The 24,634-nt window shown below is 43.3% G+C and carries 25 protein-coding genes, 1 pseudogene and 2 riboswitches; of the genes and pseudogenes, 10 read left to right on the forward strand and 16 right to left on the reverse strand.

All coding sequences use genetic code 11. The annotated features are described in order from the left end of the window. Nucleotides 1-65: 65 nt before the first annotated feature. Both AC0C66_RS12755 and AC0C66_RS12760 read right to left on the reverse strand, forming a co-directional pair. Complete coding sequence (locus AC0C66_RS12755; RefSeq protein ID WP_461845719.1) at nt 66-860, reverse strand: TerC family protein; 795 nt, start codon at nt 858-860, stop codon at nt 66-68. Between the two features lie 259 nt (nt 861-1,119). Beyond that, nucleotides 1,120-1,786, reverse strand: a pseudogene (locus tag AC0C66_RS12760) (DedA family protein). Between the two features lie 179 nt (nt 1,787-1,965). On the opposite strand from AC0C66_RS12760, the gene AC0C66_RS12765 reads away from it, so the two are divergent. From AC0C66_RS12765 to AC0C66_RS12775, 3 genes are all read left to right on the forward strand, one after another. After that, the gene (locus AC0C66_RS12765; protein WP_461845718.1) at nt 1,966-4,368 is read left to right on the forward strand and encodes a putative bifunctional diguanylate cyclase/phosphodiesterase; all 2,403 of its coding nucleotides are present in this window, start codon (nt 1,966-1,968) and stop codon (nt 4,366-4,368) included. A gap of 87 nt (nt 4,369-4,455) precedes the next feature. Further along, the gene (ku, locus tag AC0C66_RS12770; protein WP_441296433.1) at nt 4,456-5,340 is read left to right on the forward strand and encodes a non-homologous end joining protein Ku; all 885 of its coding nucleotides are present in this window, start codon (nt 4,456-4,458) and stop codon (nt 5,338-5,340) included. Between the two features lie 3 nt (nt 5,341-5,343). Beyond that, nucleotides 5,344-7,179, forward strand: coding sequence for a DNA ligase D (locus AC0C66_RS12775; RefSeq protein ID WP_461845717.1), 1,836 nt, complete (start codon nt 5,344-5,346; stop codon nt 7,177-7,179). 139 nt (nt 7,180-7,318) lie between these two features. Here AC0C66_RS12775 and AC0C66_RS12780 read toward each other — a convergent pair whose 3' ends face one another. After that, entirely contained in the window at nt 7,319-8,332 is a 1,014-nt protein-coding gene (locus AC0C66_RS12780; RefSeq protein WP_072566174.1) for a glycosyltransferase family 2 protein, read from the reverse strand. A gap of 12 nt (nt 8,333-8,344) precedes the next feature. Continuing rightward, entirely contained in the window at nt 8,345-10,039 is a 1,695-nt protein-coding gene (locus AC0C66_RS12785) for a DUF6044 family protein (protein WP_461845716.1), read from the reverse strand. A gap of 196 nt (nt 10,040-10,235) precedes the next feature. Between AC0C66_RS12785 and AC0C66_RS12790 the strand changes: the two genes are divergently transcribed. Beyond that, complete coding sequence (locus AC0C66_RS12790; RefSeq protein WP_014113556.1) at nt 10,236-11,048, forward strand: metallophosphoesterase; 813 nt, start codon at nt 10,236-10,238, stop codon at nt 11,046-11,048. Nucleotides 11,049-11,075: 27 nt separating this feature from the next. Here AC0C66_RS12790 and AC0C66_RS12795 read toward each other — a convergent pair whose 3' ends face one another. After that, on the reverse strand, nt 11,076-11,627 hold the full coding sequence (locus AC0C66_RS12795; protein ID WP_461845715.1) for a YkoP family protein: 552 nt from the start codon (nt 11,625-11,627) through the stop codon (nt 11,076-11,078). A 90-nt stretch (nt 11,628-11,717) separates the two neighbouring features. Between AC0C66_RS12795 and AC0C66_RS12800 the strand changes: the two genes are divergently transcribed. After that, complete coding sequence (locus AC0C66_RS12800) at nt 11,718-12,812, forward strand: MGDG synthase family glycosyltransferase (protein WP_072183408.1); 1,095 nt, start codon at nt 11,718-11,720, stop codon at nt 12,810-12,812. 39 nt (nt 12,813-12,851) lie between these two features. Here AC0C66_RS12800 and AC0C66_RS12805 read toward each other — a convergent pair whose 3' ends face one another. The 3 genes from AC0C66_RS12805 to AC0C66_RS12815 all read right to left on the reverse strand — a co-directional run bounded on the left by AC0C66_RS12805 (nt 12,852) and on the right by AC0C66_RS12815 (nt 13,875). Beyond that, nucleotides 12,852-13,316, reverse strand: a complete 465-nt coding sequence (locus AC0C66_RS12805; protein ID WP_014113553.1) for a MarR family winged helix-turn-helix transcriptional regulator — start codon at nt 13,314-13,316, stop codon at nt 12,852-12,854. A gap of 133 nt (nt 13,317-13,449) precedes the next feature. Beyond that, nucleotides 13,450-13,632 (reverse strand): stress response protein YkoL, encoded by a 183-nt coding sequence (gene ykoL, locus AC0C66_RS12810; protein WP_014113552.1) that lies wholly within the window; start codon nt 13,630-13,632, stop codon nt 13,450-13,452. 87 nt (nt 13,633-13,719) lie between these two features. Continuing rightward, entirely contained in the window at nt 13,720-13,875 is a 156-nt protein-coding gene (locus AC0C66_RS12815; RefSeq protein WP_003218545.1) for a hypothetical protein, read from the reverse strand. 193 nt (nt 13,876-14,068) lie between these two features. Here AC0C66_RS12815 and tnrA point away from each other — a divergent pair, with 193 nt between their 5' ends. Beyond that, a complete protein-coding gene (gene tnrA / locus AC0C66_RS12820) occupies nt 14,069-14,401 on the forward strand; it encodes a MerR family transcriptional regulator TnrA (RefSeq protein ID WP_014113551.1) in 333 nt (110 codons plus the stop codon). 43 nt (nt 14,402-14,444) lie between these two features. Here the strand turns inward: tnrA and mgtE are convergent, their stop codons facing one another. The 7 genes from mgtE to ykoG form a co-directional block, all read right to left on the reverse strand. Next, on the reverse strand, nt 14,445-15,800 hold the full coding sequence (gene mgtE, locus AC0C66_RS12825; RefSeq protein ID WP_072182926.1) for a magnesium transporter: 1,356 nt from the start codon (nt 15,798-15,800) through the stop codon (nt 14,445-14,447). Nucleotides 15,801-15,817: 17 nt separating this feature from the next. Continuing rightward, nucleotides 15,818-15,940, reverse strand: a complete 123-nt coding sequence (locus tag AC0C66_RS12830; protein WP_010330178.1) for a hypothetical protein — start codon at nt 15,938-15,940, stop codon at nt 15,818-15,820. Nucleotides 15,941-16,031: 91 nt separating this feature from the next. Further along, nucleotides 16,032-16,199, reverse strand: a riboswitch (M-box (ykoK) riboswitch). Nucleotides 16,200-16,306: 107 nt separating this feature from the next. Further along, a complete protein-coding gene (locus tag AC0C66_RS12835; protein ID WP_003218541.1) occupies nt 16,307-16,444 on the reverse strand; it encodes a transcriptional regulator SplA domain-containing protein in 138 nt (45 codons plus the stop codon). A gap of 83 nt (nt 16,445-16,527) precedes the next feature. After that, nucleotides 16,528-17,040 carry a PepSY domain-containing protein gene (locus AC0C66_RS12840; RefSeq protein ID WP_072182927.1) on the reverse strand — a complete coding sequence of 171 codons (513 nt, stop codon included), beginning with the start codon at nt 17,038-17,040 and terminating at the stop codon, nt 16,528-16,530. Between the two features lie 91 nt (nt 17,041-17,131). Then, a complete protein-coding gene (locus tag AC0C66_RS12845; RefSeq protein ID WP_072182928.1) occupies nt 17,132-17,812 on the reverse strand; it encodes a PepSY domain-containing protein in 681 nt (226 codons plus the stop codon). Continuing rightward, nucleotides 17,809-19,173: a two-component system sensor histidine kinase YkoH gene (ykoH, locus tag AC0C66_RS12850; RefSeq protein WP_461845714.1), complete on the reverse strand. Its 1,365-nt coding sequence runs from the start codon at nt 19,171-19,173 to the stop codon at nt 17,809-17,811. Before ykoH ends, AC0C66_RS12845 begins: the two co-directional genes overlap by 4 nt. 3 nt (nt 19,174-19,176) lie before the next feature. Further along, entirely contained in the window at nt 19,177-19,863 is a 687-nt protein-coding gene (ykoG, locus tag AC0C66_RS12855) for a two-component system response regulator YkoG (protein ID WP_461845713.1), read from the reverse strand. Nucleotides 19,864-19,964: 101 nt separating this feature from the next. Continuing rightward, nucleotides 19,965-20,076, forward strand: a riboswitch (TPP riboswitch). Between the two features lie 95 nt (nt 20,077-20,171). Between ykoG and thiU the strand changes: the two genes are divergently transcribed. The 4 genes from thiU to thiX are packed head-to-tail and all read left to right on the forward strand — an operon-like array spanning nt 20,172 to nt 23,741. After that, a complete protein-coding gene (thiU, locus tag AC0C66_RS12860; RefSeq protein WP_072566171.1) occupies nt 20,172-20,774 on the forward strand; it encodes an HMP/thiamine ABC transporter substrate-binding protein ThiU in 603 nt (200 codons plus the stop codon). Nucleotide 20,775: 1 nt separating this feature from the next. Then, nucleotides 20,776-21,375: an ECF transporter S component gene (locus AC0C66_RS12865; RefSeq protein WP_014113544.1), complete on the forward strand. Its 600-nt coding sequence runs from the start codon at nt 20,776-20,778 to the stop codon at nt 21,373-21,375. Beyond that, nucleotides 21,362-23,002 carry an ABC transporter ATP-binding protein gene (locus tag AC0C66_RS12870; RefSeq protein WP_072182932.1) on the forward strand — a complete coding sequence of 547 codons (1,641 nt, stop codon included), beginning with the start codon at nt 21,362-21,364 and terminating at the stop codon, nt 23,000-23,002. The genes AC0C66_RS12865 and AC0C66_RS12870 overlap by 14 nt, the downstream gene beginning before the upstream one ends. Further along, nucleotides 22,977-23,741, forward strand: a complete 765-nt coding sequence (gene thiX / locus AC0C66_RS12875; protein WP_061187327.1) for an HMP/thiamine ABC transporter permease ThiX — start codon at nt 22,977-22,979, stop codon at nt 23,739-23,741. The genes AC0C66_RS12870 and thiX overlap by 26 nt, the downstream gene beginning before the upstream one ends. 32 nt (nt 23,742-23,773) lie before the next feature. Here the strand turns inward: thiX and rsbRB are convergent, their stop codons facing one another. Next, nucleotides 23,774-24,607: an RsbT co-antagonist RsbRB gene (gene rsbRB, locus AC0C66_RS12880; protein ID WP_014113541.1), complete on the reverse strand. Its 834-nt coding sequence runs from the start codon at nt 24,605-24,607 to the stop codon at nt 23,774-23,776. Nucleotides 24,608-24,634: the final 27 nt, after the last annotated feature.

Raw genomic sequence — 24,634 nt, forward strand, 5'->3', positions numbered from 1 at the left:
TTATTTCGGTCATGAAAACGTTTTAAACATGAAAAGACTCTGCTTTTTAAGCAGAGTCTTTCAGATTACGCCCGTTCCCGGCTGCTGTTTTTTTGTTCGTTTTGTGCGCCCTCCGGCTGTTTTTTTCCACCTGACATGAACCAGCCGCAAACCGCGATTGCCGCTAAAACACCCCAGAAGATGAGCTTCCATGTTCCAGAATGGACAAAGTGCTCAGAAACAACCGCTATGTCGTGATGGGCAAGTGTATATAAAGCAAGCTTCACTCCGACCCAGCCGACAATCACAAAGGCTGCTGTTTCTAGGCTTGGACGTTCCTTTAATAGCTTAACAAACATTGAAGCGGCAAACCGCATAATCACCAGGCCGATGATACCTCCGGCCAAAATAACGAGAAATTGTCCTCCGTCAAGTCCGCCGATCTTCGGAAGCGATGTTCCAGGAAGCGTAACCGCCAACGCGACTGCCGCTAAGATAGAATCAACCGCAAACGCGATATCTGCCAATTCAACTTTTAAAACAGTCGGCCAAAAACCGCTTTGCTTTGTCTCTTTATGCGTGTCTTCTTTCTTAAATACATATCTTTTTAATAAATGGCTTGCTGAGATATACAGCAAGTAGATCGCGCCAATCGCTTGAACCTGCCATACGTTGACTAAAAAAGAAATCGCGAATAAAGAGCCAAACCGCAGAACAAAAGCCCCTGCCAACCCGTAAAATAACGCCTTTTTTCGTTTTTCCTCCGGCAAATGTTTTACCATTACCGCCATAACCAGCGCGTTATCGGCGGCTAAAATCCCTTCCAGCCCGATCAAGACGAGAAGAACCCAACCATACTCTAATAATAATGCTGCATCCATAAATGATACCCTCCCAAAAAAGTTGTTTTCTTTCTCTTCATCCGATCTTATGCCGGCCGGACCATGCAAAAAAGACCTTTGCCGACATAAGGCAAAGGTCTTGCTAGACATGAATTCAGGCATGCCAACAAAGCCGATGGATATCGCAATCCATGAAATGACGACTTTGTTTCCGGAAAACATTCCGGACGCTACTCCCCTTTGGGATTTCAAGAAATATGATATTATACGTCAATGATATGCGCAGCGCGATACTTTGTCAACGTTTATTTTTAAAAAATACAGATAATTGTTCGGAATGGGTGCGTTTCTTCCTCTTTTTTATCAGCAAATAGAGCAGGAACAGTGCCAAAATCGCTATCCCGATGGGAAGCATATATTGATCGAGAATAGAGCCGACTTCCTTCCAATTTTCACCGAGTTTCACACCGAGATAAACATATACAAATGTAATCGGCAGCATGGCGATGAACGTATAAAACGAAAACACCCAAACGTTCATTTTTGCAATTCCGCACGGTATGGAGATCAATGTCCGGATGCCTGGCAAGAAACGGCCGCTGAAGGCTACAAATCCCCCATGCTTTTTGAAAAATTCATCAGACTTATCAAGCGCTTCAGGCTTAATAAAGAGATACTTCCCGAAACGTTCAAGAAACGGCCTTCCTCCGTACCGGCCTATCCAATACAGCGTAAGCGGGCCGGCCACTCCTCCAAGAGATCCTGCCAAAACAGCGCCAAAAAGTGTCATATCACCTTTAGATACCCAATAGCCCGCAAGCGGCAGGACGATTTCAGCAGGGATAAACTCAATGCAGAGCGCTAGAAATATTCCAAAATAAGATAAGCTTTTAAATGCTTCTATCCATGACATAACCAGCTCTTCGATAGCCATCACTTCCCCTTTTTCCATATTTATGTATAATGCATTTTTGTTTTTTCGGCAAACGTCAACATGATTTTAACACATTTTTCACGGTCAGCTGAACTAAAAATAGATCTTACCTTATTTCTATGGTCTTAAAGGCTGGAACTCTGCGGTTAAGCAGCCGATAATAAAGAAGGTCAACAAGACTGGAACTCACGACACGGGGGGAATCTCCATTTGGAAATACACGTTACATATAATACAACGCTCATATGTTTATCTATTCTTATTGCCTGTGCCGCATCGTACATTTCCCTTGAACTGTCAAGGAAAGTCACTATCAACACAGGTTTAAAAAGCATAGTTTGGCTGATCGCCGGCTCACTTATTATGGGATTCGGTATTTGGTCAATGCATTTTGTAGGGATGATGGCCGTCCATATGGAGATGCCGATGCAATATGAATTCATGCCTTTAATTGCATCCATTGGCACAGCTGTTTCCGGATCATTTGTGTCATTATATTTTGTCAGCCGGAACATTCTTACATATTACAGACTGCTTACTGGATCAGTTGTGCTTGGCGCATCTATAGCATCAATGCACTATATCGGAATGTCTGCCATTTCCCGGGTAATGATTATGTACGAACCGATTCTTTTTACAGTTTCCATTATCATTGCGATTGCGGCATCTTTCGTCTCGTTAAAAATATTCTTTGACTTGGCCTTAAAAAAACATTCTGATCATCTTATGTTTTATAAAGTCATCAGTTCGTTTGTCATGGGTATTGGGATTTCAGGCATGCACTATACAGGGATGCTTGCGGCATCTTTCCACGAGGACATGGGACCGCCCGGAAACCATATGGAGGTGCAAACGTTTCATTGGTCGATTTTTGTTACGTTAATCGTTTTCTGTATACAAACGCTATTATTATTCAGTTCCCATGCGGACCGAAAGTTTATTAAACAGAGCGAACGCATAAAGGATAACGAACAGAGGTTTCAGTCTTTAATCGTCCACAATATTGATGCGATTTTTATTTTGTCATTAGATGGAGACATTATATCATCCAATCATGCTGGTGAAGACATGATCAGAAAATTTGGCTTTAGCATGCACGATTGGAGACATTATACATCAAAGAAGATTAATCGCCTTTTTGAGCAAGTCAAAAAAGAAAAACAAGCCATTAACAGTGATAGCGATCTTATCACTGAAAAAGGCCAGTTTCACTTAAATATTACGCTCATACCCGTTGAGGTGAATCAAGAGCTGGACAGCATTTATGTCATTTGCAAGGACATGACAAAGCAGCACAGGGCAGAAAAAGAAATCCATAGAATGGCTCATTATGATTCACTTACAGATTTACCCAACAGACGACATGCCATTTCACACTTAACAGCGGTGATGAATCGCGAGCATACGTTGAACAATAGCACAGTTGTATTCTTTCTGGACTTAAACCGGTTTAAAGTGATTAACGATGCATTAGGACATAATGTCGGCGATCAGCTGCTTCAGCTGGCAGGCAGACGTCTGTCATCTGTTGTCCCTGATAATGGATTTATCGCCCGTCTTGGTGGTGATGAATTTATTATTATTTTAACAGATGCCAATACCAGAACAGGAGAAGCAGATGTTTTAGCAAGAAAAATTATCCAAAAATTCAAAAAACCATTTAAAATTCAGGATCACACGCTTGTTATATCTGTCAGTATCGGGATTGCGATATCACCGAAAGACGGGACGGATGGTCTTGAATTGATGAAAAAGGCTGATATGGCGATGTATGCCGCTAAAGAACGAAACAAAAGCAAATACAGATACTATTCTTTTTCGATCGGCAACAAAGAAACCGTTAAGCTTAACCAAGAAATGGTACTAAGAAAAGCAATCGATAACAATAGATTTGTCTTGCATTATCAGCCGCAATTCAGTGCAAAAAATCAAAAAATGACAGGTGCAGAAGCGCTGATACGCCTTGTCACACCCGATGGGCAGCTGTGTCCGCCCGGAGAATTCATCGGTGTTGCTGAAGAAACGGGTCTCATTATTGATATCGGAAAGTGGATTGTAGATGAAGCATGCAAGCAGGCAAGGGTTTGGTATGACAAAGGCTATGACCTTTCTGTCGCCATTAATATTTCCGCAAGACAATTTCAATCTGAAGATCTGATTCCCCTGATCAAGGACGCGCTTGATAAATACCAGCTCCCTCCGCAGCTTCTTGAAGTGGAAGTGACAGAAAGCATGACAATGGACAATCTCGATCACTCCAAGAAGGTTTTGTCATCTTTAACGGAATTAGGCATCAGAATCAGTATTGACGATTTTGGAACAGGACACAGCTCCCTTAGCTATTTGAAGGACTTTCCGATTCACCGGCTGAAAATCGACAAATCATTTATCGACGATATTCAGACCCATCCGAAATCAGAGCAAATTACCGGAGCCATTATTGCCATGGGACATCAGCTGTCTTTGCAGGTGATTGCTGAAGGCGTGGAAAATTCTGCTCAAAAACAGCTTCTTTACGAAAAAGGCTGTGACCATTTACAAGGCTTCTTTTTCAGCAGGCCGATACCGCCGGAACAACTCGAACAATTAATTCTCGAACAGCCGTCGCAATAACAGCGATGGCTGTTTTTCACCCATAAGTTACTACACATGAATCATACTCCTCCTCTTCACACTAAAGAAAAAAAGGGGTTTATCGATATGCATACAATGTGGAAGGGATCGATCAGTTTTGGATTAGTAAACATCCCCATCAAGCTTTATGCGGCCACAGAAGATAAAGACATTAAGCTGCGCAGCCTTCATAAAGAGGATCACGCGCCAATCAAATACGAAAAGATTTGCACGAATTGCGAAAAAACACTCGGTCCTGATGAAATTGTGAAGGGATATGAATATGTAAAAGGAAAATATGTGGTGCTGACAGACGAAGATTTAAAAAGCTTAAAGCAGGAGCATGAGGAGAAAGCGGTTGAGATTGTTGATTTTGTTCAGCTTCAGGAAATTGACCCGATTTATTTTAACCGCTCCTACTTTGTCGGACCCGGGGATAACGGCACAAAAGCTTATACCCTGCTGCGTGAGGCGCTGCGCTCAACCGGAAAGATCGGCATCGCCAATATGACAATCAGGTCGAAGCAGCAGCTAGCCATTCTACGCGTTTATGAAAACTGTATCGTGATGGAGTCTATCCATTATCCGGATGAGGTCAGAAGCGCTGCCCATGTCCCAGGTGTACCTGATCAATCGAATGTAAACGAGAAGGAACTGCAAACCGCTATCACATTAATAGACGAGCTGACGGCTGAGTTTGAGCCTGAGAAATATGAGGACACGTACCGGCACGCCCTGCTGCAAAGAGTCAACGACAAGCTTGAAAATAAAGAAACAGCCGTCACTCCTGATAAAGCGCCTCCTCGTGAAGATGTCATTGACCTGGTCAGCGCCCTGCAAGCCAGCATCGACCGCACCAGAAAGCCGAACCGGGAAACCCCGGCAGCCGCACCAGCACAAAATGCTGAACCGAAAGGAGCCGGAGATAAAAAACGAAAAACGACTAGAAAAAAAGCCTCCGGCACGTCATAGCCCATGGCGTTCACCATGCAGCCCGTCCTTACTTCGTCACCGCCAATAGGAGCAGAATGGCGCTACGAAGTAAAATATGACGGGTACCGCTGTATTCTCCGCATCCATTCAGCAGGTGTGACCTTAACCAGCAGAAATGGCTTAGAGCTTAACAGTAGCTTTCCTGAAATCACGCAATTCGCCAAAACCGCCTTTTTGCATATGGAAAAAGATCTTCCGCTGACACTTGATGGCGAAATCGTCTGTTTGGTGAACCCTTGCCGTTCAGATTTTGAACACATTCAGGTGCGGGGACGTTTGAAAAGACCAGATAAGATTCAGGAATCGGCAAACGCGCGTCCGTGTTGCTTTCTCGCCTTTGATCTGTTAGAGCGCCGCGGAGAAGATATTTCGCCTCTTTCGTATCTGGACCGGAAAAAATCGCTGTACGATCTCATGTCTGCGGCAAAGCTTCCTGCTTCTCCAGACCCTTATGCTAAGGAAACTATCCAGTATATCCCATGCTATGATCATTTTGATCCGCTTTGGAGAATGGTTACGAAATATGACGGAGAAGGAATCGTAGCGAAGAAAACAAACAGCAAATGGCTTGAAAGAAAGCGGTCGTCCGATTGGCTCAAATATAAAAACTTTAAACAAGCTTATGTTTGTATAACAGGGTTCAACCCACACAATGGATTTCTGACGGTGTCTGTGTTAAAAAACGGCGTAATGACACCGATTGCCTCTGTCTCACACGGAATGCGTGATGAGGAAAAAAACGCCATACGTGAGATTATGGAACAGCACGGACATAAAACATCTTCAGGCGAATTTACGCTAGAACCATCGATTTGTGCAACCGTTCAATACTTAACGATTCTCCAAGGCACATTGAGAGAGGTATCGTTTGTCGGTTTTGAATTCCATATGGACTGGACCGAATGCACTTATGCGCAAGTCATACGCCACTCCAAACCGGTCCATCCAAAGCTTCAGTTCACAAGCCTGGATAAAATCATATTTGAAAAGAATAAAAAAACAAAAGAAGATTTTATTCAGTATATGATTGAAGTCAGTGACTACCTGTTCCCATTTCTGAAAAACCGTGCTGTCACCGTCATCCGCTATCCGCATGGTTCAAGGAGCGAATCGTTTTTCCAAAAAAACAAGCCGGACTATGCGCCGGATTTTGTTCAATCTTTCTATGACGGAAGCCATGAACATATTGTCTGCGAGGATATGTCCACTTTATTATGGCTTGCCAACCAGCTTGCTTTGGAGTTTCATGTCCCTTTTCAAACCATTCAAAGCAGGCGTCCGGCTGAGATTGTGATTGATTTGGACCCGCCTTCACGAGATGACTTTCTCATGGCTGTACAGGCTGCAAATGAGCTGAAGCGGCTGTTTGACTCCTTCGGCATCACATCGTTTCCAAAGCTGTCCGGCAACAAGGGCATCCAGCTTTATATTCCCTTGTCCCCTGAGGCATTTACGTATGAAGAAACACGCCAGTTTACACAGCTGATCGCTGAGTACTGCACCAATGCATTTCCCGAGCTATTTACCACTGAACGCTTGATCAAAAACAGGCACGGCAAATTGTATCTTGATTATTTGCAGCATGCAGAAGGAAAAACGATTATTTGTCCTTATTCGACAAGAGGGAATGGCCTTGGCACTGTCGCGGCACCGCTCTATTGGCACGAGGTACAAACCTCCTTGACACCCGCTATGTTTACAATTGACACCGTCGTTGATCGGATTAAGAAGCAGGGCTGCCCATTTTTTGATTTTTACCGTAACCCGCAAGACGAACCTCTTAACGCCATTTTACATCAGTTGAAGAAAAAGAGCTGACTTTCACCAGATGTGATGGAGGTGGCGTTTAGGCAGGACGCCTGAGTCATTAGCCACCTATCATTCAAGTACGTTGTATCAAAAGTAAAGTTTGTCGGGCACGCTGAAAGAGCTGACTAATGAAGTCAGCTCTTTCCATTCAACTGTACTTTTTTTCTAACCGCTCTTTCTCCTGGCGCTGGAGCGGGCTTAGCGGCTCATTATATAAATCGATATCAATCGCATATTTCGGCCGTCTTTTCACCTCAGAAAAAATCGTTCCAATATACTCTCCGATGATCCCGATTCCCATTAGTTGCAGCCCGCCCAAAAACCAAATGGAAATGATGAGCGACGCCCATCCTGCATTTGTATGGCCTAGCAGCTTTTGTATAAATGCGCCAACTCCTGCCACAGCGCTGAAGAAAAATAAAACAAAACCTAAAATCGTAAAGAATCGGATCGGCGCGACACTGAATGATGTAATCCCGTTAAAAGCGAATGATAGCATTTTTTTCAGCGGATATTTCGTTTTGCCGGCAAAGCGTTCCTTACGGTCATACAAGACTTCGGCTGATCTAAAGCCGATCATGGGAACAATGCCTCTTAAAAACAGATTCGCTTCCGGATAACGAGCGAGCTCTTCAAGCGATCTTTTATTCATTAAACGAAAATCAGCATGATTATAAATTAATTTAATCCCAAGCTTATTCATGAGGCGATAAAACCCTAAAGCGGTCGTACGTTTAAAAAAGGTATCAGTTTTTCTGCTGCGGCGGACACCGTAAACGATTTCGCAGCCCTCATGATATTTCAGCATAAAATCCCGGATCACAGAGATGTCGTCCTGAAGATCAGCATCAATCGAAATGACGCAGTCTGACCTGTTCTTCGCTTTATGCAGCCCGGCTAAAAGCGCTTTTTGGTGTCCGACATTGCAGGCTAATTTTAAGCCCGTAACCTTCTTGTTTCTTATGCTCTCCATAGCAATCAAGGCCCAGGTGCGGTCTTTGCTGCCATCATCGACAAACAGAATTTTACTGTCTTCACCGATTAACTTCTCTTCAATTAAGCTGTCTACAACCTCTGTCAGCTGACGGCTTGTCTCTTGAAACACTTCCTCTTCATTGAAACACGGAACGACGATGGTTAATACTGGCTGTGACTGTTTCAATCGATATCCTCCTTATCTTGTTTCATATAAATAAATGCGCCAGGCAGAATCTTTATGGTCAAACGTCTTAACGAGCGCAAGATGGTTTTGCTCAGCATTCTTGATCGGAACTGAAGAAAAAATATAACGCCCGCCCATTTTTTTAAATACATCTGTATTTAATTGAAGATTGTTAATCGTTTTCTTCGAGTTCTTTTTGAAATCATATCGTTTCCCGAGTTCATCAACGAAAAGATAGCAGCGGCTGCCCCATTCATCGAAATATTGTTTCAGCCGAGCGTTTTTTTCCAGCTCTTTTTCAATGATTTTCCTAAATTCATATTTATATGAGAGCGGGTACAGATTGTTATACGTATCTAACGTGTAAAACCCGTTATATTGGGCAATAGACGGATGCAGTCCGATGCTTGCCACCCTGTACGAATCTTGAGGACGCCCGATATATTCCTTAATCTCTTTGAATTGCTCGGATGCATAAAACTCCCGAAATGTCGGCGCATTGTAGTGAACGCCATACGTATATTCTTCATTAAAAGGCGCCAACACCATCAGCTGAGCAGCAACCGCAGCATATACAAGCCATTTCCATCCTCTTCCCATCCGCAAAATGAGATACAAAGCTAGCGCAAAGCTTACGTATATGACAAGCGGCCGCAGAAAATGAAAACGGGCAAAATTAAATTCGGCTAAAAAGGCAAATTTCTGCTTTGGCACCGCCCATATTTTGTTGAACCAAAATGCATACCATAATGACAGTCCGTAATTAAGCACACATAAAAACAGATAAACATTTTCTAACTTTGTCCGGTTTCGCTTGAACAGTACAGCTGCAAATACGAGCAGCAGGATCGGAAGGATGACAACGGTATGAACGGTCATCACATGATTATGGCCATAGACAAAGTTTTTGACGGAGAGACGGAGAGAATGCCAAACGTCATGCCTTGATGAAATAAATTCAATCCGATGCATCGGTGCGTGCGAGAACAGCATCGAATAGACAAGCCGATATTCAACGAAAAGATAAATACTCGTCATAAATGCAATACTGCCTAAAAAAATCAGGTTCCATCTTCTATTTGTGATGGCATCATACAGCCAAAAACACGCCATTCCTGCCAAGAAAAAGAAGAAGCCTAAGACAAAGCTTGAATATAAAGGAAGCAACCCGAGCGTCAGCCACTCTCTCCAAGAGATATCCCCTTTTCGGATATTTAAAAAAGCCCACAGTGCCAAAGGATATCCTAGCGTACTTAGCATTCCCGAAGGCCAAAAAGGTGTTAAGGCAAAGGCCAGCGATACGCCAATTCGGATGAAAGCCGCTTTTGGCTCCGGAATTACATGTTTCTTCAGCAGCATATACATTCCAAAAAAAGCGACAACCCTTGTAATCGTCTGGCTTATTGCATAGGCGGTCATGGAAGAAAAGAAAGCGTGCAGCCAAACAATTCCGCTCAACTCAGTGCCAAAGGCATCCCGCGGCAGCCCGTTAATGATTTGCGGAATGGCCGCGTCAACCTTGCCGATGATTTCTCCGCTATCTGCCAGTACCTTGTACCAAGCGATATTGGAATCTAAATTGTCGTGGACGCGAATATGGGCATCTTCCTTTAAAATAAAAAGCGGGGATACATACAGCAAAAGGAGAAATAATGCGATCCAGAGATAATATGTTTCTTTTTTGTGTTGTCTCATTAATCGTAACATCGCTTACACATCCATCTGTTATTCTGACACCATATCCGGCATGTTCTGCCTCATGTGTCAAAATTTATTATCCCTTTTCCTTTCCAAAACATTCATCAGATGACAATCCGTTTTTCAACCTGTCTCTTACCATTAATTCCCGCTATCCATAAGGCTCGATTACTTACTATACTGATAGGTGGGGAGGGGATATATTTTGTTTACAATCTTACTTTCATTGGCCATACTCGTATCTGTGCCATTTATATATAAAGCGAACCGCAATACAAAAGATGTTAAGGTCAACACCATTTCAATCGATCAAAAAGACGGCCTTTCAGCCAGAAAAAAATTAAATATCCTTCATTTATCAGATCTTCACTTAGAAAACATTTCTGTTTCACCTGAAGAGCTATATCATTTAACAAAGGACCAGCCTGTGGACATCATCGCCCTTACCGGGGATTTTCTAGATCGGAAACGTAATATCCCGAAGCTGGCAGGTTACTTGAACGCATTGCAAAAGCTGAAGCCTGCATATGGAATGTACGCGGTTTTCGGTAACCACGATTATGTATTGAAAGAAAAGGACTTTCAGAGTTTGAAGCATGTTTTAGAGGAAAACGGCTGTATCACACTGCAAAATGAACATGTTCAAATCGAGACGGCCGCAGGGCCTGTCAATATTATCGGCATTGATGATTACAGCACGAATCGCAGTAATATTACCGGCTCTTATCAAAATCTAGAAAACGGCTACCATCTTGTATTAACACACGACCCAAACATTATTCTGGATATGAAAGATGTTCATTATGATTACCTGCTTTCAGGCCATTTTCACGGCGGGCAAATTCACTGGCCAAAACCGTACCATTTGGCGAAAATGGGCAAGCTTGTGCGCATGAACATGGTTAAAGGCCTTCATTATCACCATGATAAACCGTTTTATATCAGCGAAGGCTTGGGACAAACCGGTGTAAATATCCGTGTCGGTAGCCGCCCTGAAGTGACATTTCATCAGATATAATCAAAAAAGACTGTGCTGACCAAGGCATCAGTCTTTTTTTTGATAGGTTTTCTGCAACTTTTTTTTCGAAATAAACAAATAGGATGTATTCGGTAAACGCCGCAAGCTCACCTGCTTTGAAGTGAGATAAAAAATCGGTATATGTGTGATCTTTTTAAAGCACCTGTAAAAAGGGTTGACCGGGGTGACCACATCAAAACCGAGCCTTTCCACACCTTTGTCAAGCATTGTAATGCCCACAATCCCTTTAATTTTTTCACTTTTTTTGTGATTATTGATGTAATCCAAAAGAATCGGCATCGATTGATATACTTTTTGATAGATAATGATTCCCTTTCTGACTGCGCTCTCAATGCTTTGCAGCTCCCTGACCAGCTTAATGTTGTGCAGGTGTATTTTAACAAGCACATCATTTTTTCTTATATGCGTTCCATCGCTCAGTACAACATGATGTCCTTTGTACTTTGTCAGCCTGACTCGAAAGACGCTTTTTCGATCTTTGTCAATCAAGGTCAGTCTTGAAAAAAAGAAATAAATCGGGTCAACCACTCTCCAAATAGAAAGGAAACAGGTTTTCATCTCTTCACCTTCCTTATGATCAAAAACACCCTTATATTTTGTGAACGTTCTCCCCAAAATATAGTTGCCATATTTTTTTAGGAGGACATCATGACAAACATTCTCATTTTTCCTTTTTTAAGCATATCTACCGGGCATCACCATGTTGCAGATGCCTTGGAGGCTGAACTGGAGTCTCAAGGACTGGCAGCTGAGAAAATTGATATCTTTTCACATACGTATAGACGGTTAGAAAAACTGTCCTCTGAGGCGTATTTAAAATGGATTCAATATTTCCCGAAAACGTACAGCGGCATTTACAGGCTCCTCGCCTGCGGAAAATATCAGAATGACAAACGCTATGCCATGTACGAATGGCTGTTCACACAACAAATGAGACACATCCTAAAAGAAAAACAGCCTGATATTGCCTTCTGCACACACGCGCTGCCTTCTTATCTGCTGAACCGGCTAAAGCCGGAATATCCGAATATGAAGGTTGTAAATGTTTATACTGATTTTTTTGTGAATCAATTATGGGGGCGGGAGAATATTGATTACCATTTTGTGCCGATCATGGATGTCAAGAAGCAGCTCATGTCTGAAGGAATCGATCAGAAAAACATATACTTGACCGGCATTCCTGTTCACCGGATGTTTGAAATGGAATCAGCAGACACCTGTCAGCATCATCCGCCATATACCATCATTATCACAGGCGGCAGCATGGGGGTCGGGGGTATTTTAAAATGGGTTCAGGATCTGTCGCCAGGCGGAAACATCTTATACAAAATATTATGCGGCAGAAACGAAAAGCTCTACTGCTATGTCAAAAGTTTACGCCACCCTTTTATTGAGGCGATTCCCTACCTTCACAGCAAAGCAGAGATGAATCGTTTATACGATCAAGCGGCAGGCATCATGACAAAACCCGGAGGCGTGACCATTAGCGAATGCTTACAGAAACGGCTTCCAGTATTTATTTATCATGCGCTGCCGGGACAGGAGGAAATGAATTTGAACCTTCTAAAGGAACGGAAGCTTGTCACAGATATGAGAAACTGGGACATACAGAAAGCAGAGGAGCGTATTGCGGCATTTTTTCAATCGAATGAACAGATGAAAGAATATGAAAAACATGTCAATGGATATCTTGGCGAAATATCTGACCAGAAGATTGTAGATGTTTTAAAAAGAATGATATGACATAAAAAAACACTCCCTGAAACAGAGAGTGTAGAATAGTTAACGAAACAGCAAATGCTGGCTGTGAATGCCTGCTTTCTTCAGCAGGTCGATCAGCTGGTCCTGTTCATCAGGCGAAAGTCCTGAAAACGCTCTCGCAATACGCAGAGCATGAATTGGATAAATTTTATCCAAATACTCATTTCCCTTGTCAGTTAAATGCGCGTAAACGGAGCGTTTATCTTTCGGATCCTGCTCCCTTACTAAAAACCCGTTTCTTTCTAATTTGTCAATGACATATGTGACGTTTCCGCTCACAAGCAGAAGTCTCGACCCAATTTGCTGTAATTTTTGCGGGCCTCTTGTGTACAGGAGCTCTAGTACAGCAAATTCAGTTGGATTAAAGCCGTGCTCTTTGCTGTCACGGATACTATGTTCAGACACACTTTTGAAAGCCCTTGCAAAAACTCTGTACAAATTCATCGCACGCTCAACTTCTTCTTCGTTAAACGATAATCTCATCATATCTACCTCGTATATAGGATTTTTATAAAAAAATAATGAAAACCCTTACATATAATAAGAGTTCAGTCCCTTACTATACGTATTCGCTATAATTCGAGAAATTCCTTCTGAAAGCAAAAAAAATCCTCATACATTATCTTGTATAAGGATATTTTTTGTGATTTTGAATGCTTCGAAAGAAATAAGCATATTCCTTCCGAAGCTCAGAAATCGTCATTTTGTTCATGACTTCTTTATTATAAACTCCAATTTGACAGAGTTTTTCAGAATAATGGCGTCGTTCTTTTTCTAAAGCGGATTTCAATAAATTACTCATAGCGTCCTCCTTCATTTTGAGGTATCCTATACACAAGATACTCTTTTTAAATGAACGTGGTATGAATCTAATGTAAAGAATTTATGTCTACGAAGATTTTCGGTAAAGTCCGTTTTGAACCGATCTTAATAATTGAAAAGCATGTTCTCCGGCAAGCTGCATAAACGTCTCCAACATTTCATCACGCTTGATATCCAACTCTATAATTTCTTTTGCCAGCGAGACCGCTTTTTCTTCCTCCATGATTATCCTTCCTCCTCAGTTATTCGTTACATAAAGGATAAAACGCGATTGTGTGTTACGCATTATTCTTGTTAATTTTTCTTCCGTGTTTTTTCAAAAATCTTCTATTTGATGTTAGAAAATATGACAAGCGTCAGGTTTTTTCGCTTTGCTTTTTATATACTATTATCAAAAGACATCCAGGGGTGGAAAAATGGCCACAGAAGATCATTCTTATAAAGACAAAAAAGTGATTTCAATCGGGATTGTGAGTGAATTGACAGGATTGTCCGTAAGACAGATCAGGTATTATGAGGAACGAAAACTCATTTATCCGCAGCGTTCTTCAAGGGGAACGAGAAAATATTCTTTTGCCGATGTGGAGCGGCTGATGGATATTGCCAATAAGCGTGAAGACGGCGTACAAACGGCAGAGATTTTAAAGGATATGCGCAAAAAAGAGCAACTGTTAAAAAACGATCCGCAAGTGCGAAAAAAAATGCTGGAGGGGCAGCTTAATGCTCACTTTCGGTACAAAAACCGTTAAATGATAAAAGTCCGACTCGGAATTGAGACGGACTTTTATCATTTTATAATGAGTGTATGAATGTAGTGGCAATGCCAAAGTAAATTAATAAAGACAAAATATCGCATAACGTTGTAATCAGCGGTCCTGAAGCTATCGCCGGGTCTACTTTTAGCTTATGCAAAATAATAGGGATAATCGTACCTGACATCGTGCCGATAATCAAAGTGAAGAACAGTGAAGAAGCGACAACAAATCCCAGCAACGCGTCCCCCTGCCATAAAATAGAAATAATTGCAATCAGCACTGAACAAACCGCTCCGATATAAATACTGGTTCTGAATTCCCGGAAAATCAGGCGCATAATCGTTTTTTTGTTCAATTCTTCTTTAGACAACCCTCGGATGACAACCGCAAGAGATTGTGTTCCCGTATTTCCTGTCATCCCTGTCACCATCGGCATGAAAAACGCCAGCGCGACAACTTGCTGCAGTGCATCTTCAAAATAACTGATAATGCTCCCAGAAATCAATCCGATAAATAAGAGCAAAATCAGCCATGGCAGGCGCCGATACGCCGCCACGTATGCCTTTGTGTCAAAGGTGATGTCTTTACCTGAAGCGGCAAATTTTTCGTAGTCCTCATCAGCTTCCCGAATGACGACGTCGATAATATCATCGACCGTTACAATACCGACAAGCACGTTGTTTTCTTCCACAACCGGGATGGCCAAGAAATCGTAACGTTCAATCAGGCGGGCAACCTCCTCCTGATCCTGAAGAGCGTCTGCTGATATGACGCGGGTAAACATTAGATCCTGCACCTTTTCTTCAGGCTCGCCCAGTATTAAATCGCGGTAGGAAAGTACGCCAACCAGCTGTTTGCTTTCATTGATGACGTATAAGTAGTTGATCGATTCAGCTATTTCAGCAAAGCTTTTCAATTTGACGACCGCGTCTTTTACCGAATAATGCTGAGGAATCCATACATACCGGTTTGTCATCATGCGTCCCGCTGTGTCAGCCGGATAATTCATCAAAAGCTGTACAGCTTTTGACTCTGATGCTTCCATGCTGGACAAAAGCTGTTCCTTCAGTTCCTCGTCCATTTCTTCTAGCAATTGAGCGAGATCATCGTTGTCCATTTTGTTCATCGACAGTGTTGCTTTTGTTTTTCCAACTTTATTTAAGACGGCAAGCTGATATTCGCGTTCCAGCTCCCCAATCATATCAGTGATATCATCCACAGTTAAATATGATAAATAGCGGGCGCGGTGTTTTTCTGGCATTTCCTTAAAAATAAATGCCATATCATAGGGCTGAAGCTCATCAATAACGCTTCTGAAATCCTTAATTTTCCCGTCTCGCAATAAAATAATAATGCGTAAAATGAGTTCGTCATAGGTCATGTTTTGAATCATCGGGACTCGTACCTCCTCTACGGAGACGTGCCGGCCTCGCCTGAAGGTGCGGCAGATCGTCTCCTCATCGTGTAATCAATTGTCTTGCTGTCATAGTATATGGGTACTTCTTCAGATTGACTCGAATGGGGAGAATCCATACTCCGCACCTCCTTTGATCAGTTTCGTTTTAAAGGCATAAAAAAAGCCTTCGGGATTGAAGGAGAAAGAAGCACGGCAAAAAAAGCGTGCGGGCGCCTTCAATCGTAGAGCTTTAGCACTGTATGGCATAGGATCTAATCATCCAGCTGCGTTAAAAATCACCTTATGTCGATGATTTCTGTTGACCCATTGGCGTCTTTGGACATTTTTGGGCAGCAGCGTATCTCCATACAGGAGCCTCACCTAACGAAGTTCCTAATTGAATTGACACACTGAGATTACAGAAAAAAACAAGCTGTGTCAACTCAAAAAAGTAATTAATGCGCTTTCATCACAATTACGGAACAAAACAAGGGCCTAAGCCCTTATTCTGTTGTTTGCGTCTCATCATCTTCAGAGAGCAAATGATATGTTTCATGAAGAAATAAAGCGTACTCTCCTTCCTTCGTCGGATGAGGGACATATTCAGCCTGATTGATGTATTGCTCCTCTTTCTTTTCCATGCGTTTTTCGCCTCCTTTTCTACTTAGATTGTCCAAAAGAAGGTTTCTTATCATGAAAAAACCCCGCTGCTGCGGGGTTTTGATTAGTCGTCTATCTCTTGCTTGATGATACGTCCATCCTTTGCGGATATGTCAAATTCTTCCTCGGTTCCTTGTTTCGTTTGGATCTCAATTTCGTATGTGTAAGCGCCGTCGTCTTCGTCAAGCTTGCTTTCTGTTACGGTACCATTTGTTTGCTTTAAGGCAATTTTTTCAGCTTCTTCTTTTGTGATGACGACTTGTTCTGCTTTCTCCTTTAACGGGTCATTGAGCGCTTGTTTTGTATTGATATCTACATAAACGTCGTAGTCTTCACCGTCTTTTTCGATCTCCACTTCATAGACTTCTTTGCCGTTGTAAATGTCTCTGTCGATGTCGTCCACTGTTCCGTCAACAACCGTTTTGGCTATTGATTTCGCTTCCTGTTCAGTGAGTCCAGTCTTTGAAGAAGCAGGCTGTGTGTTTTCATTGTTTTCTTTTGCAAACGCGTTGTAGCTGAATCCGCCAGCCGCTAAACACCCTGCTAAAAGACCAACCATCCATCTTTTCTTAAGCATATGTGATTCCTCCTTTGTTTTGTATGAGTACAGTTTACACACTCAACATGAAAGGAAAACGAGAGAAAGATGAGAATTTGATGAGAAACCGTCAGTCTTCATACACAATGTTTGCAACCTTTCCCGTGTAGGCATTTATTTTCACAGTCGCTTCTTTATCATCCGGAAGATCAACATCCACTTCAAAGATGAGAGTGCCCTCACTTTTTTCGAGATCTGCGTCATCCGCTGTCCCGCCCGTTTCTCGCTCAGCAATTGTTTTGGCTTCTTTTTTCGTAATCGGTGTTTTTGGTTGATCTTCACCGATGATTCGATCGGCAGACACGACTGCTTTTGCCTGCATGTCTACCTTCACTTCGTATGTTTCTCCATCTTCTTTTTGAATGGTATATGTGGCAACACGATTCTGTTGGGTTTGTTTTTTGACGGTTCCCGGCACCCGCTCAAGCGCGAGATGCTCGGCTTCGTTTTCTGTCATGGCAGATGGATTCAACGCTTTTACTCTGTTCATCGAAAGAATGTCAGCCGATTTTGCGTCAGCTTTTATAAAATAAGTTCCCTTTGGATTTTCAAGGGTCATATCATATGTTTTTTTATCCTTTGATTGTGTTACTTTCGTGACCTCACCTTCATAAGAGGCTTCGACTTTTTTTACGACAGCCTCCTTTGACAGTACATCCTCATGGGTTTGCCGAATGATGAGAAACGCACAGATGATGACGGCTAAAACCGCTGCTGCCGCAGCAGATGCTACTTTGATTGTTTTGTTCATCGGCCTCCCCCATTCTGTTCTCTGAAATGTATGGTGACAGCTGTTCCTTGTCCCGGCTTGCTTTTGACAGACAGCTCAATGCCGTGTTCATCGGCGATTTGCTTGGCAATGGAAAGGCCTAAACCCGTCCCGCCTGTTTTTCTGTTTCGTGCCTCATCCGCCCGGTAGAACCGTTCGAACAGGTGCGGGATATGCTCCTCAGGTATTCCGATGCCTTCATCTCTCACAGACAGAAACGGCCGTCCATTCCTCGTTCCGGCTGATATCACAATGGCTTTTTCACTATACTTTATGGCATTATCAAGCAAAATGGTCAGCAGCTGCTTGATCCGTTCTTCATCAGCTGTTACAAGCAGGCTCTCCTTATCTGTTTCAAGCAAAATGTCACGCTGATAGGCGGGCTGGAGCGTTTGCATGACGGCGCGCGATACTTTAACCAGATCGATTGTTTTCAGGTCAAGCTCAAATTCTTTATGGCTTTTGGCCAGCGCCAGAAGCTGTTTGGTCAATTTTTTCATATGCACCGCTTCTGAGTGAATGGCTTCTATCGATTCCTCAAGCACTTCCGGCTTTTTTGCCCCCCACCGCTTCATCAGGCTGCTGTAGCTTTCTATAATCGTGAGCGGAGTTTTCAATTCATGTGAAGCATCTTGAACGAACTGCTGCTGTTTATCGTAATGCTCTTTCAGCATCATCGCCATCTCATTAAATGTCAGCCCCATCTGATATAACTCGTCGTGCGACTGTCCTTCCAAGGAAATCGTTTTGAATGCTTTCTCCCGCTGTATGTCTTTCATCGTCATCATTAATCGTCTGATCGGATTGATGATATGGCGGGCCAGCAAGCTGCCGGCAAAAAAAGAAGCGATACAAACAGCAGCACTTGCAGCGATTAAAATGATTTTCAGCAGAAACAGACTTTCTTCTGTGTTCTCCAGCCTTTCAACCAGCTGAAGAGATACCACTTGCCCATCGGTCCAAATAACCGGAACAGCAGCTTCAGCAAACAGTTTGCCGTCATGTTTCCTTACATCTGCCGTTTCCCCGCTGTGAAAAGAGAGTGGAAAATCTTTATACCCTTTTTCTTTTGTCATGGTCATGACGGCTTTTTGGTCACCATTCACTACACGAACCATGCCGTTTGCTGGAAGATAGGCCTGCAGCATGTCCTGCAAAGCCACTCCTTCTGTTTCAGCAGCATGCAGCGCTTCAGCAATGTTATCCGTCTCATCTGCAAGCCGGGCCGCATCCTTTGAGGTCAGCGCGGACGAAAAAATGAGATAGACTGCGGTATGGACCAAAATTAATAAAATCAACAGCGATATTGATGTGTACAGATGAATCTTGGTCTTCAGCTTCATCGTTTACCCCTTAATGGTATAGCCGACCCCGCGAACGGTATGTATCAGCTGTTTTTCGTAAGGATAGTCCAGTTTTTTTCTAATGTATCTGATGTAGACGTCCACGACATTTGTATCACCGATATAATCAAATCCCCATACCGAGTTTAGAATCTGCTCCCGTGTCAGCACTTGCTGCGGATGCTTCAGCATATACACGAGCAAATCAAATTCCCGGGGCGTTAATTCCACCTCTTTGTCTCCGCGTCTCACTTCACGGGTTTTTTCGTTCACCCGCAAGTCGTCATATGTAAGAAAGGTGCAGATATCTTCTGTTTTTGTTCCATTTTGGCGCAGCGCCGCCCTGATTCTCGCAAGCAATTCCTCGATTTCAAACGGCTTGGTGACATAATCATTCGCACCGATGTCCAGCCCTGTTACCTTATCAGGGATACTGTCGCGTGCCGTTAATAAAATGACCGGTGTCTGCTGATCCGTTTTTCTCAAGCGGCGCAGCACTTCCAGGCCGCTAAGTCCCGGAAGCATGACATCAAGAAGCACTAATGAATACCCGCCTTCCGCGGCCGCATTCAGTCCTTCTGTGCCATCGTGTTTAATAGTGACGCTATATCCTTCATATTCCAATTCAAGCTGGAGCACCCTGGCAATTTTCTCTTCATCTTCCACAATTAACATGTGCCCTTTTTCCAAATTTGATCATCCTCTCCTGTCCCTATATGAAAAAAATGATTTCATTGTTTACAAAATGAGTCTTATCATCTATTATGATGTCAAAATAAAAAATTGTATACGGAAAGCACTAGGGGTGCTGTTTTGGCTGAGATAAAGCGCGTAAACACGCGCTTTGATCCCTTATGACCCGATCTGGATAATACCAGCGTGGGGAAGTGCAGGTTGACCGAATGGTGTATTTTTTGTGCGCTTAATCGATCTATGACTGCATATTCCCTTAGGATATGCAGTTTTTTATTTTACCAAAAAAACAGGAGGTCGGAGAAATGGATCATATTTGTGGTACAAGCAGAATTGCCGGGTTTCGGTTCTCTTTATACCCGATGACGGATGATTTTATCGGTGTGATCAAGTCTGCGCTAAAAAAAACAGACACATCTAAAGTTTGGACGAAAACCGACCATATCAGCACAGTTCTGCGCGGGTCGATTGATCATGTATTCGACGCTGCCAAAGCCATTTATCTTTATGCGGCGAACAGCGAAAAACACATCGTCATGAACGGCACGTTTTCCATCGGATGCCCGGGCGATACACAGGGAGATACATATCTTTCCGCGAACGATAAGCGTGTCAATGAAGATGCTGTCCGAAGCCTAAACGCGGAAGCGCCGTGCCAATTTGCGCTTTATCCGATGAATGAGCCGGATTATATGGGCTTGATCATGGAAGCTGTCGATATTGCGAAAGCAGAAGGCACCTTCGTACAAGGTGTCCATTATGCGAGCGAGCTTGACGGGGATGCGCATGACGTGTTCAGAACACTGGAGGCCGTTTTCCGCATGGCTGAACAGCAAACAAACCACGTAACCATGACTGTGAATCTCTCGGCTAACAGTCCATCAAGAAAAAACAGAAAGCAGGGATAAAATGAAAAGCTGGAAAGTAAAAGAAATTGTCATCATGTCCGTTATCAGTATCGTTTTTGCCGTTGTTTATTTATTATTCACGCATTTCGGAAACGTACTTGCAGGTATGTTCGGGCCAATCGCCTATGAACCGATTTACGGCATTTGGTTTATCGTTTCTGTCATCGCCGCGTACATTATTCGAAAACCGGGTGCGGCGCTAGTTTCTGAAATCATTGCCGCTCTCGTAGAATGCTTGCTGGGAAATCCGTCTGGCCCGATGGTCATCGTCATCGGCATTGTACAAGGTCTCGGGGCTGAGGCTGTATTTCTCGCGACACGCTGGAAAGTATACTCTCTGCCTGTACTTCTGCTGGCAGGAATGGGATCTTCAGTAGCCAGCTTTATCTACGATCTCTTTGTTTCTGGCTATGCAGCCTATTCACCAGGTTATCTTCTTATCATGCTTGTCATCCGTCTGATTTCCGGCGCGTTGCTTGCGGGGCTGCTCGGAAAAGCGATCAGTGACTCTCTCGCTTATACGGGTGTGTTAAACGGAATGGCACTCGGAAAGGAACTGAAAAAGAAACGGAAGCAGGCATCAGAACATGCAAGCCTTTGATGACTTCCTGACGGTTGACCAGCTCAGCTTCTCTTATGAAGAAGACGAGAAACCGGTATTTCAAAACATTTCGTTTGAGCTTCAAAAAGGAGAATGCGCTTTATTGTTAGGGCCGAGCGGGTGCGGAAAAAGCTCGCTCGCCCTTTGTTTAAACGGTCTTTACCCGGAGGCTTGCGACGGCATACAGTCCGGACATGTATTTTTATTTCAAAAGCCGGTCACTGGTGCTGAAACCTCCGAAACAATTGCTCAGCATGCCGGGGTCGTCTTTCAGGACCCGGATCAGCAGTTTTGCATGCTGACGGTGGAGGACGAAATCGCTTTTGGGCTAGAAAATCTGCAGGTTCCGAAAGAAGAGATGGCGGAGAAGATTGATGCCGTATTAGAAAAATTATGCATTACCCATTTAAAAGAAAAAACAATATCTGCACTGTCAGGAGGACAAAAACAAAAAGTGGCTCTCGCCTGTATTTTGGCGATGGAGCCTGAGCTTATTATGTTAGATGAGCCAACTTCTTTATTAGATCCATATTCAGCTCGGGAATTCGTTCACATGATGAAAGATCTTCAGCAAGAAAAAGGCTTCAGCCTCCTCGTCATTGAGCACCAGCTTGAAGAATGGACGCCTTGGATTGAGAGAACGATTGTACTGGACAAATCAGGGAAAAAAGCGCTCGATGGCCGGACGAAAGATCTATTTCAGCACGAAGCGGAAAGCCTAAAGGAGTTGGGCATCGCGATTCCAAAAGTGTGTGGCCTGCAGGAAAAACTCAGTATGCCGTTTACTTTATCAAAAGAAACGCTTTTCAAAGAACCCTTTGCCGGGCATGCCGAAAAGAAGGAAGCTCCTTCTGGGAAGAGTGTGCTGGAAATCAGCGGCCTTTCGTTCGCAAGAGGACAGCAGACGATTTTCAAAAACATCAGCTTTTCATTGCGCGAAGGCTCTTTGACGGCGCTTGTCGGCCCGAACGGCACTGGAAAATCAACACTTTTATCCGTCCTCGCCCGTCTGATGAAGCCGAAAAACGGCAAGATTCTTCTATATGATAAGCCGCTGCAATCGTATAAAGAAACTGAACTGCGAAAACGAATGGGATTTGTTTTTCAAAACCCGGAGCATCAGTTCGTCGCCGGCACAGTATATGACGAGCTGCTGTTCGGCCAGAAAGTAAATGCTGAAACTGAGAAAAAAGCGCAGCACCTGCTGCATCGTTTCGGTCTTGCGCATTTGGCTGATCATCATCCGTTTGCAATCAGCCAAGGGCAAAAACGGCGCCTGAGCGTCGCTACCATGCTCATGCATGACGTAAAGGTTTTATTATTAGACGAACCAACCTTTGGCCAGGACGCCCGTACGGCGGCTGAATGCATGGACATGATTCAGCGTATCAAGGCAGAAGGAACCGCTGTCCTCATGATTACACACGATATGGAGCTTGTGTCTTCGTATGCCGACAGCGTGCTAGTGCTTCACGATACGGGCCTGGCCTTTGACGGATCTCCAGCGCAGTTATTTTCTCAGGAAACAGGGCTTGTCCAAAAAGCAAAGCTCACCCTTCCCCTTTTATATGAATGGATGGCATATCAAAAGGAGGTGCGTGATGAAACAGCCGTTACATCTCATTAATCCGACAGTGAAAGCGGCCGCCGTTTTTTGCTGTGTTGTCATGCTGTCGTTTATTTACAATCCTTACACTCCTGCGTGTTTTTATATCATCATTGTTGCGGGTATTCTATTGGCGGCCAAAATCCCATTGAAAAAATGGTTTTTGTTTACGATTCCGTTTTTGATTTTGGCATTCGGATGCGTATGGACAGCCGCTGTTTTTGGCAAGGTTCCGACAACTCCGGATAATTTCTTATTTCAAGCTGGTCCTATCTCGATCAACAGCGATAATGTATCTGTCGGCATCTCTCTCGGGTTTCGTATTTTGTGCTTTTCTGCCTTATCGATGATGTTTGTTTTTACAACCGATCCGATTTTATTTATGCTGAGCCTTGTCCAGCAGTGCAAGCTCTCACCAAAGCTCGCATATGGCGTCATTGCAGGCTTTCGTTTTCTTCCGCTGTTAAAGGATGAGGTCCAGCTGATCCAGCAGGCTCACAAGATCAGAGGAGGAGCGGCGGAGAGCGGCTTCATTGAGAAAATCAGCGCGTTAAAGCGGTATACCATCCCGCTTTTGGCAAGCGCCATTAGAAAAGCGGAACGGACAGCGCTTGCGATGGAATCGAAAGGTTTTACTGGAAGCAGAAACCGGACATATTACCGGACACTAACCGTCAACCGGCGCGACTGGCTGTTCTTTTGCCTCGTTCTCTTGTTATTCGCAGGATCTTTTCTCGTATCTTTCTGTTTTGCCTCATAAAAAATCCGCTATCGGGGATAGCGGATTTTTTCTTATTGATGATAGTTTAATGCCTGGGCAAGATTGGTTTTAATTGTAATATTCGAAAAATCAATCCCCAGCTGTACAGCGGTTTGCGCAATTTCAGGCCTGATTCCTGACAGGGTTGACCTAACACCGATCAAATTGAGCGCCTCGATCAATTTAAAGATTTGGTGTGCTACCATCGTATCAACCACCACAACACCTGACAGATCGATTAACAGATGCTCCACGCGTCTTTTTGCACAAGCCTGAAGCGTGTTTTCCAGAATAAACTTTGCCCGTTCTGTATCAATGTCACCGACAAGCGGAAGCAGAGCTGTTGATTTGCTCAGGGTAATGATAGGCGAGCTTAATTCTAGTATCATTTCTCTTTGGGCGTTTAATTGCTGTTTGGCATTCATTTCAGCGTGATCGACGAAGGTATAAATGGTAAAATCAAATACTTTTACAATCAAATCTGCCCATTTTTGTTTCTCTCCCGATTCAAACGCCGACTCGTTTTCTTCTGCGAACTTCTCAAAATACTTCGTATATAATCTCCGGTTTCTCATAAACTCCCGAATGACATACTGAACCGGAGTGTCAAGATGCTTTTGATCGTTCGTCAGCTCAATGACCCACTCTTGAAATTCTTCGAGAAATTGTTTTTCCGGTAAAACATACATGTAATTCAGATGCCGATAAAATTCTCTATCCTGCTCTTTCAATTCTTCCGTTACAGAAGCATTATGTAAGGCGTAAAGCGAATTCGGATCGCTTTCCTCCATCGTTTCAATCCATTCCTCGGCCATTTGTTCAACATGTTCTGAAAAAAATGCATATAATTTTTCATTCAGTTTCATCACACTGCTCCTTTCCCCAACACTATT

Source organism: Bacillus sp. VA13, from assembly GCF_055710085.1.